The sequence below is a fragment of the Pseudomonas flavescens genome, from assembly GCF_013408425.1.
GTDB lineage: Bacteria > Pseudomonadota > Gammaproteobacteria > Pseudomonadales > Pseudomonadaceae > Aquipseudomonas > Aquipseudomonas fulva_A.
Window position 1 is genome coordinate 1349507 of the sequence record NZ_JACBYV010000001.1, and the last position, 14711, is coordinate 1364217.

9 protein-coding genes are annotated in these 14711 nt (G+C 65.2%); 8 read left to right on the top strand and 1 reads right to left on the bottom strand.

What is annotated here, in order from left to right; all coding sequences use genetic code 11:
* Positions 1-36 precede the first annotated feature (36 nt).
* The 8 genes from FHR27_RS05925 to FHR27_RS05960 all read left to right on the top strand — a co-directional run bounded on the left by FHR27_RS05925 (position 37) and on the right by FHR27_RS05960 (position 13611).
* Entirely contained in the window at positions 37-819 is a 783-nt protein-coding gene (locus FHR27_RS05925) for an SDR family NAD(P)-dependent oxidoreductase (RefSeq protein ID WP_042553735.1), read from the top strand.
* Entirely contained in the window at positions 816-2561 is a 1746-nt protein-coding gene (gene araD / locus FHR27_RS05930; protein ID WP_179538057.1) for an L-arabinonate dehydratase, read from the top strand. The genes FHR27_RS05925 and araD overlap by 4 nt, the downstream gene beginning before the upstream one ends.
* Before the next feature lie 20 nt (positions 2562-2581).
* Positions 2582-3511 carry a 2-dehydro-3-deoxygalactonokinase gene (locus tag FHR27_RS05935; protein WP_179538058.1) on the top strand — a complete coding sequence of 310 codons (930 nt, stop codon included), beginning with the start codon at positions 2582-2584 and terminating at the stop codon, positions 3509-3511.
* A gap of 2 nt (positions 3512-3513) precedes the next feature.
* The gene (locus tag FHR27_RS05940) at positions 3514-4398 is read left to right on the top strand and encodes an SMP-30/gluconolactonase/LRE family protein (RefSeq protein ID WP_179538059.1); all 885 of its coding nucleotides are present in this window, start codon (positions 3514-3516) and stop codon (positions 4396-4398) included.
* Between the two features lie 253 nt (positions 4399-4651).
* A complete protein-coding gene (locus FHR27_RS05945) occupies positions 4652-5866 on the top strand; it encodes an MdtA/MuxA family multidrug efflux RND transporter periplasmic adaptor subunit (RefSeq protein WP_042553731.1) in 1215 nt (404 codons plus the stop codon).
* Positions 5863-8955 carry an MdtB/MuxB family multidrug efflux RND transporter permease subunit gene (locus FHR27_RS05950; protein ID WP_179538060.1) on the top strand — a complete coding sequence of 1031 codons (3093 nt, stop codon included), beginning with the start codon at positions 5863-5865 and terminating at the stop codon, positions 8953-8955. Before FHR27_RS05945 ends, FHR27_RS05950 begins: the two co-directional genes overlap by 4 nt.
* A 94-nt stretch (positions 8956-9049) precedes the next feature.
* Positions 9050-12151 (top strand): efflux RND transporter permease subunit, encoded by a 3102-nt coding sequence (locus tag FHR27_RS05955; RefSeq protein WP_179538061.1) that lies wholly within the window; start codon positions 9050-9052, stop codon positions 12149-12151.
* On the top strand, positions 12148-13611 hold the full coding sequence (locus FHR27_RS05960) for an efflux transporter outer membrane subunit (RefSeq protein ID WP_042553728.1): 1464 nt from the start codon (positions 12148-12150) through the stop codon (positions 13609-13611). Before FHR27_RS05955 ends, FHR27_RS05960 begins: the two co-directional genes overlap by 4 nt.
* 96 nt (positions 13612-13707) lie before the next feature.
* Here FHR27_RS05960 and FHR27_RS05965 read toward each other — a convergent pair whose 3' ends face one another.
* Positions 13708-14709 (bottom strand): glutathione S-transferase family protein, encoded by a 1002-nt coding sequence (locus FHR27_RS05965; RefSeq protein ID WP_179538062.1) that lies wholly within the window; start codon positions 14707-14709, stop codon positions 13708-13710.
* Between the last annotated feature and the right edge of the window lie 2 nt (positions 14710-14711).

Genomic DNA, 14711 nt, shown 5'->3' on the forward strand with positions numbered 1-14711 from the left:
CCTGCGCGTCACGGGACGAACACGAGGTAACAGGCCATGAATAGCCAGAATCTGACCCCAGGCAAGGCCGTGTACGCCGACCTGGCCGAGCGCACCGTGCTGATTTCCGGTGGCGCCACCGGCATTGGCCGGGCATTGGTGCAAGCCTTCGCCCGTCAGGGTGCACGTACCGCGTTCGTCGATATCGACGACAAACACGGCCAGGCCCTGGCCAGCCAGTTGAGCGAGGCGGGGCACCAGGTGCGCTTCCTGCGCTGCGACATCACCGACATCAAGGCCTACCAGGCGGCCATCCACAAGATTGCCGAACAGTTCGGGCCGATCACCGCCTTGCTCAACAACGCCGCCAACGACGTTCGCCACGCGCTGGATTCGATCAGTGCCGAGCGCTTCGACGACCTGATCGCGGTCAACCTGCGCCACGCCACCTTCGCCACCCAGGCGGTGGTGCCGATGATGCGCCAGGCTGGCGGCGGCTCAATCATCAACTTCGGCTCGGTGGGCTGGATGATGGCATCGGCCGGCTACCCTGTTTACGCGGCGAGCAAGGCTGCCACTCACGGCCTGACCCGAGGCCTGGCGCGGGATCTGGGCAAGGACCGGATTCGCGTCAACACCCTGGTGCCCGGCTGGGTGATGACCGAGAAGCAACTGGCCATGTGGGTCGACGAGTCGGCCAAGGAGCAGATTCGCCAGAACCAGTGCATGCCGGGCCAACTGCTGCCCGAACATATCGCCGACATGGCGTTGTTCCTGGCTTCGGACGCCGCGGCGATGTGCACGGCACAGAATTTCATTGTCGACGGAGGCTGGGTATGAGCACCTTCAAACCGGCGGTATGGCCACGCAAGCTGCGCTCCACCGAATGGTTCGGCGGCAACTCGCGGGATCACATCTACCACCGCAGCTGGATGAAGAATCAGGGGCTGCCGGCCGACCTGTTCGACGGCCGCCCGGTGATCGGCATCTGCAACACCTGGTCGCAGCTGACGCCCTGCAACGCGCACCTGCGCGACCTTGCCGAACGGGTCAAGCACGGCATCTACGAAGCCGGTGGTCTGCCGCTGGAGTTTCCGGTGTTCTCCGCCGGGGAAAGCTCGCTGCGTCCGACCGCGATGATGTACCGCAACATGGCGGCGATGGATGTGGAAGAAGCGCTGCGCGCCAACCCGCTGGACGGGGTGGTGCTGCTGGCCGGTTGCGACAAGACCACCCCGGCGCTGCTGATGGGCGCGGCGAGCGTCGACATTCCGGCCATCGTGGTGTCCGGCGGGCCGATGCTCAACGGCTGGTTTCGTGGCGAGCGAGTCGGCTCGGGCACCGCGCTGTGGCAGATGTCGGAAGACATCAAGGCCGGCAAGATGAGCCGCGAGGATTTTCTCGAAGCCGAGCAGTCGATGTCCCGTTCACCGGGCTCCTGCAACACCATGGGTACCGCCAGCACCATGGCCAGCATGGCCGAAGCGCTGGGCATGGCGCTGTCCGGCAACGCGGCGATTCCGGCCGTGGACAGCCGTCGCCGGGTGGTCGCGCACCTGACCGGGCGGCGCATCGTGCAGATGGTCAAGGACGACCTGAAACCGTCCGACATCATGACCCGCCACGCCTTCGAAAACGCCATCCGGGTCAACGGCAGCATCGGCGGTTCGACCAATGCGGTGATCCACCTGCTGGCCATCGCCGGCCGCGTCGGCGTCGACCTGACGCTGGATGACTGGGACCATCTCGGTCAGGACATTCCCACCATCGTCAACCTGATGCCCTCGGGCAAATACCTGATGGAAGAGTTCTTCTACGCCGGTGGCTTGCCGGTGGTGATCCGCATGCTCGGCGAGGGCGGCAAGCTGCACAAGAGCGCACTGACCGTGTCCGGCGAAACCATCTGGGAAGAGGTCAAGGGCGTTCGCAACTGGAACGAGGATGTCATCCGTCCGGTGGACAAGGCGCTTACCGCCAAAGGCGGGATTGCCGTGCTGCGGGGCAACCTGGCGCCTCGCGGCGCCGTGCTCAAACCCTCGGCAGCGTCGCCGCACCTGATGCAGCACCGTGGCCGCGCCGTGGTGTTCGAGGACATCGACGACTACAAGGCGAAGATCAACGACGAAAGCCTGGATATCGACGAACACTGCGTGATGGTACTGAAGAACTGCGGGCCGCGCGGTTATCCGGGCATGGCCGAGGTGGGCAACATGGGCCTGCCGCCGAAGGTGCTGCGCAAGGGCATCACCGACATGGTGCGCATCTCCGACGCACGGATGTCCGGCACCGCCTACGGCACCGTGGTCTTGCACACCACGCCGGAGGCCGCCGCCGGAGGGCCTTTGGCGGTGGTGCGCGATGGCGACATGATCGAGCTCGATGTGGAAGCCAGGCGCATTCACCTGGACATTCCCGAGGCCGAGTTGCGCCAGCGCCTGGCCGAGTGGCAGCCGACCGTCGAGCCGCCTACCAGCGGCTACATCAAGCTGTTCCACGACCACGTCGAGGGCGCCGATAGCGGAGCGGACTTCGATTTTCTCAAGGGCTGTCGCGGTGCCGGCATTCCCAAGGACAGCCACTGAGACCTGCGAGGAAATCAGCGATGACAGAGAACAGCCGAGCTGCGGTGGGCTGGATAGCCGTCGACTGGGGCACGACCCAGGTGCGCGCGTGGGCGCTGTCGGGTAGCGGGGAGATCCTCCAGCGCGCGTCTTCGGCACGCGGCATGAGCACCCTGACGCCCGATCAGTTCGAAGGGGCGCTGCTGGAACTGATCGAGCCCTGGCTGGATCACGAGCGGACCATCGACGTGGTCGCCTGTGGCATGGTCGGTGCCCGTCAGGGCTGGCGCGAAGCGCCGTATACCGAAGTGCCCTGTGCACCCCAGGCGGTAGAACGGATGATCAGACCCGAGGTGAGGGATGCGCGCTTGCGCGTCTCGATCATTCCGGGGCTGTGCCAGCGTGCGCCTGCCGATGTATTGCGTGGCGAGGAAACCCAGGTCGCCGGCCTGCTCGCCGAGCATGCCGATTACAGCGGCGTGGTCTGCCTGCCAGGCACCCACAGCAAGTGGGTCAAGGTGCGCGATGGCCGGGTAACGGCCTTCCAGACGTTCATGACCGGCGAGTTGTTCGCCTTGCTGAGTCAGCAATCGGTATTGCGCCATGGCATGCAGGGTGACGCGGGGCACCTGGACCAGCAGGCGTTCGATAGCGGGTTGCAGGCAGGGGCAGGGCAGGCGCAGCGTCTGGTCGGCGCCTTGTTCGGCCTGCGTGCCGAAGGGTTGCTGGCAGGGCTGGGGCCGGTCGCCGCACGTTCCCGGTTGTCCGGGCTGCTGATCGGCGAGGAGCTGGCTGCGCTGGATGAACGCTGGCGGGGCCAGCAGGTCTGTGTAATCGGTGACGGCGAATCGGCCGAGCGCTACCGCCATGCGCTCGACACGCTGGGGGTGACGGCGCTGACCGTGAGCGCCGAGCGAGTCACCCTGGCTGGGCTGTCCGCCGCCCATGAGCACATCCAACGAGGAATCTAGGCATGGCCACTACCCCGAATGGCAGGACCGAGGCACGTATCGCCGACGCACGCCGCTGCACCCTGGGGGAGGGCTTGCTGTGGCACCCGCAGCGCGGGCAATTGTTCTGGTTCGACATTCTCGGTCGACGCCTGCTCAGCCAGCGCAACGACCAGCCGCTGGAGTGGCTGTTCGACGAGCGGATATCCGCAGCCGGCTGGGTCGATGAAAATGTTCTGCTGATCGCCAGCGAAACGGCGCTGCTGACCTTCGACCTGGCCAGTGGCGCGCGGCAGAGGGTCTGCGCTCTAGAGGCGGACAACCCGCTGACCCGTTCCAACGATGGCCGCGCCGATCCCTGGGGCGGCTTCTGGATCGGCACCATGGGCCTCGATTGCGAGAAGCAGGCCGGTGCCATCTACCGGTACTACCGCGGTGAGCTACGCCGTCTGTTCGCGGACATCAGCATCAGCAATGCCATCTGCTTTTCCCCGGATCGGCGCCATGCCTACTTCGCCGACACCGCCCGCCAGCAGATCTGGCGACAGCCGCTGGACGAGCGGCATGGCTGGCCACAGGGCGATGCACAGCCGTTCATCGATGGCCGGGTGGCTGGGGTCAACCCGGACGGTGCGGTGGTCGACAGCCAGGGGCGCTTGTGGAACGCGCAATGGGGGGCTTCGCGGGTGGCCTGCTATGACCCCGAAGGCCGCTTTCTGCAGGCGGTAGCCTTCCCGGCTTCGCAGATATCCTGCCCGGCGTTCGGCGGGCCTGAGCTGTCGACGCTGTTCGCGACGTCGGCGCGCGATGGCCTCGACGACGAACTGGCTGCCGAGCCCCAGGCGGGCAGACTGTTCGCCGCCGATGTCGCGGCCCAGGGGCAGATCGAGCACCGGGTCATCCTGTAGGGCCTGTGACGCTCTGGTGTCCGTCCCAGGGGCTTGCCGGAAGGTCGACAGAGCCTGGCGTCCGTCGCGCCAGGTAATACCAGGCAATACATCCAGAACAGCGCGCATCACGCTCGTCCGGCTGCTGCCGCGCGCAATTTCCAGTGCATTTCTTCCTCTAAACCCACTTCTGGAGGTAAATAGCCCGTAAAGAGGCTTTGCTTCGGGCCTTACAGTGCTTATCGTTCACGCTCCCCAAGGAAGCGATTGGCCCATGTCCGAAGTAAATACACCGCGCAATGCTCCATCCTCGACACGTCAGTGGTTCATCGGTCTGCTCCTGCTGACGGCTGTCATCGTATTGATCTGGTGGTTCTGGCCGGCCGAACCGGCACCGGAAGACGACATGGGCTGGGGCTTCAATAACGTGCCGGTGCGCATCGCTCATGTCGAGTCGCGGGACTTTCCCATCGTCCTGAAAGCCCTGGGTACGGTTACCGCCTACAACACCGCCAATGTGCGCAGCCGGGTGGATGGCCAGTTGGTCAAGGTGCTGTTCAAGGACGGGCAGCCGGTCAAGGCCGGCGACGTGCTGGCGCAGATCGACCCGCGGCCGTTCGAGATCGCGCTGCAGCAGGCTCAGGGCACGCTGGCGGAGAACCAGGCACAACTGCGCAATGCCGAGAAGGATCTGGCCCTGTATCGCGGCCTGTTCGCCGAAGATTCCATTGCCCGGCAGACCCTGGACACCCAGGAGGCGCTGGTCAACCAGTACCGCGGCACGCTGCAGAACAATCAGGGTTCGGTGGCCGAGGCCAAGCTCAACCTGGACTTCACCAAGGTACGCGCGCCCATCGATGGCCGCCTGGGTATCCGTCAGGTCGATCAGGGCAATCTGGTGAACTCCGGCGATACCAATCCCATCGTGGTGATCACCCAGACGCTGCCGATTTCCGTCACCTTCACGCTGCCCGAGGCCGAACTGCCGGCCGTACTCGCCCAGGTGCGCAAGGACCGCGAACTGGTGGTACAGGCCTGGGATCGCGGTGATAACAACAAGCTGGCCGACGGCGTGCTGGAGAGCCTGGACAACCAGATCGACACCACCACCGGCACGGTCAAGCTCAAGGCGCGCTTCGAGAACGCCGAGGAAATGCTGTTCCCCAACCAGTTCGTGAATACCCGCTTGCAGGTTTCCGTGCGCCAGAACGCTCTGCTGGTGCCGGTCGCAGCGCTGCAATTCGGCGCCAATGGCACCTTCGTCTACGCCATCGACGGCGAAGACAAGGTGCAGGTTCGCCAGGTCAAGGTCGGCCCGAGCGACGGCGAGTTCTCGGTGATCGAAGACGGCGTGGCCGCCGACGAGCGAGTGGTGGTCGAAGGTACCGATCGCCTGCGTGACGGCAACAAGGTCGAGGTGATCGGTGAGGGCACGCGCGAGCCTTCTGCCACCGAAGAAAATGCACCGCGGGTGCGTACCGCTTCATGAACGTCTCCCGCCTGTTCATCCTGCGACCGGTCGCCACCACCCTGATCATGCTGGCGATCTTCCTCAGTGGGGTGATCGCCTACCGGCTGCTGCCCGTTTCCGCGCTACCCGAGGTCGACTACCCGACCATTCGCGTGATGACCCTGTATCCGGGCGCCAGCCCGGATGTGATGACCAGCGCGGTGACGGCGCCCCTGGAGCGTCAGTTCGGCCAGATGGCCGGGTTGCAGCAGATGTCGTCGACCAGTTCCGGTGGCGCTTCGGTGATCACCCTGCGCTTCAATCTGGAAGTGCAGCTGGATGTGGCCGAGCAGGAAGTGCAGGCGGCGATCAACGGCGCCACCAACCTGCTGCCCAACGACTTGCCGGCGCCGCCGGTGTACAACAAGGTCAACCCGGCCGACACCCCGGTGCTGACCCTGGCGGTGACCTCCAAAGAGTTGCCGCTGCCCCAGGTCAACGATCTGGTTGACACCCGGCTGGCGCAAAAACTGGCACAGACCACCGGTGTCGGCCTGGTCTCCCTGGCCGGTGGTCAGCGTCCGGCCGTGCGCATTCGCGTCAATCCCGAGGCGCTGGCGGCCTATGGCCTCAATCTGTCCGACGTGCGCACGCTGATCACCGCCAGCAACGTCAATCAGCCCAAGGGCAATTTCGACGGCCCGACCCGGGTCACCCAGCTCGATGCCAACGATCAGCTGCGCTCGGCCGACGAATACCGCGACCTGATTCTCGCCTATGCCAACGGAGGCGCGCTGCGCCTGCGTGATGTCGCGTCGATCGTCGACGGCGCGGAAAACCAGCGCCTTGCGGCCTGGGCCAATCGCAATGCGGCGGTGTTGGTCAATGTGCAGCGCCAGCCCGGCGCCAACGTCATCGACGTGGTGGATCGCATTCAGACCATGCTGCCTCACCTGACCCAGGGCCTGCCGGCCAGTGTCGAGGTGACGGTGCTCACCGACCGCACCCAGACCATCCGTGCCGCGGTGCGCGATGTGCAGCACGAGCTGATGCTGGCCATCGCCCTGGTGGTGATGGTCACCTTCCTGTTCCTGCGCAAGGTGTCGGCGACGCTGATTCCTTCGGTGGTGGTGCCGCTGTCGCTGATCGGTACCTTCGGCGTGATGTACCTGGCCGGTTTCACGGTCAACAACCTGACGCTGATGGCGCTGACCATCGCCACCGGCTTCGTGGTCGACGATGCCATCGTCATGCTGGAGAACATCGCGCGCCATCTCGAGGATGGCGAAACCCCGCTAAACGCCGCCCTCAAGGGCGCCAGGCAGATCGGTTTCACCCTGGTCTCGCTGACCCTGTCGCTGATTGCCGTGCTGATCCCGCTGCTGTTCATGGCCGATGTCGTGGGGCGGCTGTTCCGCGAATTCGCCATCACCCTGGCGGTGGCCATCCTCATCTCTCTGGTGATTTCCCTGACCCTGACGCCCATGATGTGCGCGCGTCTGCTCAGGCACGAACCGGAGGCGGAGCAGGGGCGGTTCTACAAGGTCAGCGGCGCGGTCATCGATCGCATGATCGAACGCTACTCGGTTGGCCTGCGCTGGGTGCTGCGCCATCAGCCGCTGACCCTGCTGGTGGCCATTGGAACCATGGCGCTCACGGTGGTGCTCTACCTGGCCGTGCCCAAGGGGTTTTTCCCGGTGCAGGACACCGGGGTGATCCAGGGCATTTCCGAGGCACCTCAGTCGATTTCCTTCTCGGCCATGAGCGAGCGTCAGCAACGCCTGGCCGACGTGATCCTCAAGGATCCAGCGGTTACCAGCCTGTCTTCCTACATCGGTGTGGACGGGGACAATCCGACCCTGAACAGCGGGCGCATGCTGATCAACCTCAAGCCCCACGCCGAACGTGACCTCAGCGCCGCTCAGGTGATCGAGCGGTTGCGTCCGGAACTGGCCAAACTGAGCGGCATCGAGCTGTTCCTGCAGCCGGTGCAGGATCTGAGCATCGAGGATCGGGTCAGCCGCACCCAGTTCCAGTTCAGCGTGGAGTCCCCGGACCCCGAGATGCTGGAAACCTGGTCGAACAAGCTGGTCGAGGCGCTGCGTCAGCAACCCGAGCTCAGTGACGTCACCAGCGACCTGCAGAGCCGTGGCCTGCAGGCGTATCTGAAGATCGACCGCGATCTGGCCGGGCGTCTTGGCGTCAGCGTCGCGGCAATCGACGATGCGCTCTACGACGCCTTCGGCCAGCGGCAGATTTCCACCATCTACACCCAGGCCAGCCAGTACAGGGTGGTGCTGGAAAGCGCCGATGGCGGCAGCATCGGGCCGGCGGCCTTGCGCCAGATCCACGTCGCGACCGCCGAAGGTGGTCAGGTACCGCTGTCATCCCTGGCCCAGGTCGAGGAGCGGGCGGCGAGCCTGCTGATCAACCATATCGGCCAGTTCCCGGCGGCCACGCTGTCGTTCAACCTCAGCCCCGGCGTCGCCCTGGGCGATGCGGTGGCGGTGATCGAGCGGGTGCAGCAGGATATCCAGATGCCGGTCAGCGTACAGGTGAACTTCCAGGGCGCCGCCGAGGCCTTCCGCGCCTCGCTGTCGTCCACACTGCTGCTGATCCTGGCGGCGATCGTCACCATGTACATCGTGCTCGGCGTGCTCTACGAGAGCTATATCCACCCGATCACCATCCTTTCCACGCTGCCGTCGGCAGGCGTCGGTGCCTTGCTGGCGCTGCTGTTGACCGGTAACGACCTGGGGCTGATCGCGATCATCGGCATCATCCTGCTGATCGGCATCGTCAAGAAGAACGCCATCATGATGATCGACTTCGCCCTCGAGGCGGAGCGGCATCAGGGCATGACCCCTCACGATGCGATCTATCAGGCGGCGCTGCTGCGTTTTCGGCCGATTCTGATGACGACCCTGGCGGCGCTGTTCGGTGCCATCCCGTTGATGCTGGCGTCGGGCTCGGGCGCCGAGCTGCGTCAGCCGCTGGGCCTGGTGATGGTCGGCGGCCTGCTGCTCAGCCAGGTGCTCACCCTGTTCACCACGCCGGTGATCTACCTGTACTTCGACCGCCTGGCACGGCGTGTCAGTGGCCGCAGTGCCGCGGGCGTGGCCGTATGAGCGGCAAGCTGCAAGCGACAGGCCACAGGTTGAAGGCGGGTCATTGCCTGGCTTTTGCTGCTCACTGGCCGCTTGAAGCAAGTGGCTGGCCGCTATGAATCTGTCCGCACCCTTCATTCGGCGGCCGGTAGCGACCCTGCTGCTGAGCCTGGCCATCATGCTGCTGGGCGGTGTCAGCTTCGGCCTGCTGCCGGTGGCGCCGCTGCCGAACATGGACTTTCCGGTGATCACCGTGCAGGCCAGCCTGCCCGGTGCCAGCCCGCAGGTGATGGCGGCCACGGTGGCCACACCACTGGAGCGCTCGCTGGGCGCCATCGCCGGCGTCAGCCAGATGAACAGCAACAGCAGCCAGGGCAGTACGCGAATCATGATCGAGTTCGATCTGGATCGCGATATCAACGCCGCGGCGCGGGAGGTGCAGGCCGCCATCAATGCCTCACGGGAGTTGCTGCCCAGCGGCATGCGCAGCATGCCCACCTACCGCAAGATCAATCCCTCCCAGGCACCGATCATGGTGTTGTCGCTGACCTCCACGGTGCTCGACAAGGGCCAGTTGTACGACGTCGCCTCGACCATCGTCGGCCAGAAGCTGTCGCAGATCAGCGGTGTCGGTGAGGTGCAGATCGGCGGCAGCTCGCTGCCTGCCGTGCGGGTGGCGCTGGAGCCACGCTTGCTGGATCAGTACGGTGTGGCGCTGGACGACGTGCGTGCGACCATCGCTGCCGGCAATGCCAAGCGACCCAAGGGTGCCGTGGAGGACGAGCTGCGCCACTGGCAGGTGCAGGCCAATGACCAATTGGAGCGCGCCGCCGACTACGAGCCGATGATCATCCGCTACCAGGACGGTGCGGCGATCCGCCTGGGTGATGTCGCCCAGGTCACCGATGGCGTGCAGGACCGTTACAACAGCGGCTTCTACAACGACAAACAGGCCGTTCTGGTGGTGGTGAACCGGCAGAGCGGGGCGAACATCATCGAAACCGTCGCCGGTATCCGTGCCCTGCTGCCTGAATTGCGCGGGGTGATTCCAGCCAGTGCCAACCTGGAAGTGGCGATGGATCGCTCGCCGGTGATCCGGGCCACCCTCAAGGAAGCCGAACACACCCTGCTGATCGCTGTGGCGCTGGTCATTCTGGTGGTCTTCGCCTTTCTCGGGCGCTGGCGATCGGCGCTGATTCCCGCGCTGGCAGTGCCGGTCTCGCTGGTCGGCTCGTTCGCGGCGATGTACCTGCTGGGGTTCTCGCTGAACAACCTGTCGCTGATGGCGCTGATCATCGCCACCGGCCTGGTGGTGGACGATGCCATCGTCGTGCTGGAGAACATTTCCCGGCACATCGAAGCGGGTGAAACCCCCATGGCCGCGGCCTTCAAGGGATCTCGCGAGGTGGGTTTCACGCTGTTGTCGATGAACGTCTCGCTGGTGGCGGTATTCCTGTCGATCCTGTTCATGGGCGGGCTGGTCGAGCGGCTGTTTCGCGAGTTCTCCATTACCCTGGCGGTGGCCATCGTCATTTCCCTGCTGGTGTCGCTGACCCTCACGCCGATGCTCTGCGCGCGCTGGCTGAAGCCAGAACCCGAGCGGCAGGGGCACCGGGCAGGGCGCCTGCAGGCCTTGGGGGCGCGCATAATGCGCGGCTACGAGCGCAGCCTGGACTGGGCGTTGCGTCATTCCCTGCTGATGCTGATCAGCCTGTTCGCGACCATCGCGCTGAATGTCTTCCTGTTCGTCATCGTTCCCAAGACCTTCATGCCGCAACAGGATACCGGCCAGTTGATGGGCTTCATTCGGGGCGACAACGGCCTGTCGTTCCAGGTCATGCAGCCGAAGATGGAAGCCTATCGTCGCTCGATCCTGGCGGACCCGGCCGTTGAGAGCGTGGCGGGTTTCATCGGCGGCAGCAGTGGTATCAACAACGCGATCATGATCGTGCGCCTCAAACCCATGAACGAACGCGACCTGTCCGCCCAGCAGGTGATCGATCGTTTGCGCAAGAATGCGCCGAAGATTCCGGGTGGGCGCATGTTCCTCATGCCCGACCAGGATTTGCAGGTCGGCGGGCGCCAGGGGCGTAGTTCCGAGAACGAGTACATGCTGATGTCCGGCGATCTCGATGCGCTACGCGAGTGGTTGCCGAAGGTGCGCGAGGCACTGCGAGCCCTGCCGGAACTGACCGACATCGATGCCAGCGAAGACGGGGGGGCGCCGCAGATCCGTCTGGTGGTCGACCGTGACGAGGCCAAACGCCTGGGCATCGACATGAGTCTGGTGACCGGCGTGCTCAACAACGCGTTCAGCCAGCGGCAGATCTCCACCATCTACGACAGCCTCAACCAGTACAGCGTGGTCATGGAGATCAACCCACGCTATGCCCAGAGCCCCGAGGCCCTGGCGCAGATCCAGCTGATCACCGCGGACGGCGCGCGGGTGCCATTGTCGGCGATCGCGCACTGGGAACGCAGCCTCGAAGACGACCGCGTCAGCCATCAGGGCCAGTTCGCGGTGGAAAACATCGGCTTCTCCCTGGCGGAGGGGGTCAGCCTCGACCAGGCAACCACCGCGATCGATCGTGCCGTGGCGCTCATCAGCCTGCCCAGCGAGGTGCAGGGTGTGCTGGGCGGCACCGGTGGCGCTTTCCAGCAGACGCAGAAGAATCAGCCCTGGATGATCCTGATGTCGCTGGTCGTGGTGTACATCGTGCTCGGTATCCTCTACGAGAGTTACGTGCACCCGCTGACCATCCTCTCGACGTTGCCGTCGGCGGGCGTGGGTGCCTTGCTCGCTCTGCAACTGCTCAATACCGAGTTCAGCCTGATCTCGCTGCTGGGGCTGTTCCTGCTGATCGGGGTGGTGAAGAAGAACGCCATTCTGATGGTCGACCTGGCGTTGCAGCTGGAGCGTAACGAGCACCTCAGCCCCGCCGACTCGATCCGTCGTGCCTGCCTGCTGCGCTTCCGACCGATCATGATGACCACCCTGGCGGCCTTGCTCGGCGCCTTGCCACTGATGTTCGGCAGCGCCGAGGGTTCGGAAATGCGCCAGCCGCTGGGCATCACCATCGTCGGTGGCCTGATCCTCAGCCAGATCCTCACGCTTTACACCACTCCGGTGGTCTATCTCTATCTCGATCGCCTGCGCCACCGGGTCAACCGCTGGCGTGGCGTGCGTACCGATGCCGCTTTGGAAACGCCTCTATGACTCATGCAACCCGCCGTACCCTTGGCCTGCTGGCGCTCAGCGTCGCCCTGGCCGGCTGCGCCATCGGGCCGGATTATCAGCGTCCGGAAATCAGCACCCCGGCGCAGTTCAAGCAGGCCGAAGGCTGGAAGGCCGCGGTGCCTGCCGACGCGCTCGAGCGCGGCACCTGGTGGGAGTTGTATGGCGATGGCGAGCTGAATGCGCTGGTCGGCCGGCTGAACGTCTCCAACCAGAATCTGGCCGCCTCCGAGGCCCAGTACCGCCAGGCCCGGGCGTTGCTGCGCAGCGGTCGTGCAGCCTTCTTTCCGACCCTGTCCACCAGTGCCGGCATGACCCGTGCCGGGCAGGGCGGTGGTGACAGCACGCTGCGCACCTCCGATGGCATTGCCATCGGCGGCTCCAACTCGGCGAGCATTTCGAAGAACTACGACCTGAGCCTCAACGCCAGCTGGGAGCTGGATGTGTGGGGCAAGCTGCGTCGGGGCCTGGAATCCAATCGTGCGGCGTTCGAAGCCAGCGCCGCGGACCTCGCTGCGATGCGCCTGAGCCTGCAATCCGAGCTGGTGCAGAGCTACCTGCAATTGCGTGTACTGGATGAGCAGCAACGCTTGCTGGACGCCACGGTGGCGGCCTACCAGCGTTCGCTGCGCCTCACCGAAAACCAGTACCGCGCCGGCATCGTGCCGCGCTCCGACGTCGCCCAGGCGCTGACCCAACTGCGCAGCACCGAGGCCCAGGCCATCGACCTGCAATGGCAGCGCGCGCAGCTCGAGCATGCCATTGCCGTGCTGATCGGCGTGCCGCCCAGTGAGGTGAGCATCGCCCGCCGCGAAAGCCTGCCGACCTTGCCGCAGGTGCCGGCGAGCGTGCCGTCGCAGATGCTCGAGCGTCGGCCTGACGTGGCCGCCGCCGAACGACGGGTGATCGCCGCGAATGCCGAGATTGGCGTGGCCAAGGCCGCCTGGTTCCCGGACCTCACGCTGTCCGCAAGCGGTGGTTACCGTGGCAGCAGCTTTGCCGACTGGGTCAACCTGCCCAATCGTTTCTGGTCGGTGGGGCCGCAGCTGGCCCTGACGCTGTTCGACGGCGGCCGGCGCAGCGCCGAGAGTGAGCGGGTCGAGGCCGCTTACGACCAGACCGTCGCGCAATATCGCCAAGCAGTGCTCGACAGCTTCCGCGAGGTCGAGGATTACCTGGTGCAGCAGCGTGTACTGGGCCGCGAGGCCGAGGTGCAGTCGCAAGCGCTGGATGCCGCACGCGAATCCCTGCGCCTGATCGAAAACCAGTATCGCGCCGGCACCGTGGACTACAACAGCGTGGTCAACGTGCAGGCCACGGCGCTGAGCAACGAGCGCAACAGCCTGACGCTGCTCGGCAGCCGCCTGACCGCCAGCGTTCAGCTGATCGCTGCGCTGGGCGGTGGCTGGGATCAGCAGTTGCGCGAAGAAGACGGCGAGTAAGCGTGATCCGTAGCCCGGGTTGGCCGCAGGCGTAACCCGGAACCCCAGGTGAGTCGATCCCGGTTGTCGCTGCGCTAGACCCGGGCTACTGGACCATTACCCGTGGCGATATACGCCCTTGCCCGGCAGGCGCGCTCGATCGTGCGGCGCGTCGAAGTCCAGCGCCGGCCCCTTGGGTACGACACCGGTGGGGTTGATGGTCTGGTGGCTCGCGTAGTAATGGTGCTGGATGTGCCGCATGTCCACGGTCGCCGCCACGCCTGGCCACTGGTACAGCTCGCGCAGCCAGTTGCTGAGGTTCGGGTAGTCGACGATACGCCGCAGGTTGCACTTGAAGTGGCCGTGGTACACGGCATCGAAACGCACCAGGGTGGTGAACAGCCGCCAGTCGGCCTCGGTCAGGTGCTCGCCCGTCAGGTAGCGGGACTGCCCAAGACGGGTCTCCAGCACCGACAACTCGCGGAACAGCTCGTCGAAGGCTTCTTCGTATGCCGCCTGGGTGGTGGCGAAACCGGCAAGGTAAACGCCGTTGTTGACGCTCGGGTAGATGCGCGCATTGAGCGCGTCTATATCGGCGCGCAAGGCTTGCGGGTAGAAGTCCAGATGGTTGCCGGTCAGCCCATCGAATGCCGAGTTGAACATGCGGATGATCTCCGCCGACTCGTTGCTGACGATGCGTCGCTGCTGTTTGTCCCACAACAGCGGCACGGTGACCCGCCCGGTGTACTCGGGGTCGTCCCGGGTATAGCGTTGATGCAGAAAGGCGAAATCATCCAGAGCGTCACCGCTGGAGCCGTGCTCGGGGTCGAAGGTCCAGCCATTCTCGCGCATCAGCCAGCTCACCACCGACACCTCGATCAGCGCGTCGAGGCCCTTGAGGGTACGCAGAATCAGGGTGCGATGGGCCCATGGGCAGGCCAGCGACACATACAGGTGGTAGCGGCCGGCTTCTGCCGCGAAGCCACCTTCGCCCGTGGGGCCGGGCGCGCCGTCGGCGGTGATCCAGTTGCGCCGCTGAGCGTTCTCGCGCTTGAAGCGGCCACCGGCACCGGTGTCGTACCATTGGTCGTGCCATTGGCCTTCGATCAGCAAGCCCATGT

What these genes read in the sequence shown, in the direction of transcription:
- FHR27_RS05925 (WP_042553735.1), top strand. Translation starts at nt 37, where the DNA reads ATGAATAGCCAGAATCTGACCCCAGGCAAGGCCGTGTACGCCGACCTG.
- araD (WP_179538057.1), top strand. Translation starts at nt 816, where the DNA reads ATGAGCACCTTCAAACCGGCGGTATGGCCACGCAAGCTGCGCTCCACC.
- FHR27_RS05935 (WP_179538058.1), top strand. Translation starts at nt 2,582, where the DNA reads ATGACAGAGAACAGCCGAGCTGCGGTGGGCTGGATAGCCGTCGACTGG.
- FHR27_RS05940 (WP_179538059.1), top strand. Translation starts at nt 3,514, where the DNA reads ATGGCCACTACCCCGAATGGCAGGACCGAGGCACGTATCGCCGACGCA.
- FHR27_RS05945 (WP_042553731.1), top strand. Translation starts at nt 4,652, where the DNA reads ATGTCCGAAGTAAATACACCGCGCAATGCTCCATCCTCGACACGTCAG.
- FHR27_RS05950 (WP_179538060.1), top strand. Translation starts at nt 5,863, where the DNA reads ATGAACGTCTCCCGCCTGTTCATCCTGCGACCGGTCGCCACCACCCTG.
- FHR27_RS05955 (WP_179538061.1), top strand. Translation starts at nt 9,050, where the DNA reads ATGAATCTGTCCGCACCCTTCATTCGGCGGCCGGTAGCGACCCTGCTG.
- FHR27_RS05960 (WP_042553728.1), top strand. Translation starts at nt 12,148, where the DNA reads ATGACTCATGCAACCCGCCGTACCCTTGGCCTGCTGGCGCTCAGCGTC.
- FHR27_RS05965 (WP_179538062.1), bottom strand. Translation starts at nt 14,709, where the DNA reads ATGGGCTTGCTGATCGAAGGCCAATGGCACGACCAATGGTACGACACC.